Annotated in this window: 1 pseudogene; it reads right to left on the bottom strand. The window is 64.6% G+C overall.

Going from position 1 to position 478, the window contains the following annotated elements:
• Positions 1-478: pseudogene (locus B8W69_RS31020) on the bottom strand (hypothetical protein); the annotation flags it as partial.

Genomic DNA, 478 nt, shown 5'->3' with positions numbered 1-478 from the left:
TCCCCCAATACTCGCCACAGTTCGGGGCGATCTGGGACAACAGCAGCCCCGAACCCACGCCGAGCTCCAGCACCCGCTGCGGCCGCAGGGCGTTGATCCGGTTCACGGTCGCCGAACGCCACTCCACCATTTCGTCGAGCGGAATCGGCTCGTCGGTGTAGCTGCTGTTCCAGCCGCGGAAATCCATCCCGAACCCCGGCGCCTCGATTTCAGCGTCGTAAAGGTCGTCATACAGCTGTTGCCACTCGTCGACGACTTCTGCGTCGTGATCGGCGGTACTGGTGTGCTCCAAAGTGATGTAGCCGACCAAATGCGGACCGGTGTCGCTGTGGTGCACGCTGGCCGCGGCCTGAACCACCTGTGGGCACGCCAAGAGGGTGTTTTCGATCTCGCCCAACTCGATGCGCTGCCCGCGCAGTTTCACCTGGGTGTCGGCCCGGCCGAGATAATCCAGGGCGCCCTCCGCGGTCCAGCGGAC

The organism is Mycolicibacterium vulneris (genome assembly GCF_002104765.1).
Classification (GTDB): domain Bacteria; phylum Actinomycetota; class Actinomycetes; order Mycobacteriales; family Mycobacteriaceae; genus Mycobacterium; species Mycobacterium vulneris.
Note: the sequence above shows the minus strand (reverse complement) of the source record. Positions and strands in the feature narration are given on the sequence as shown.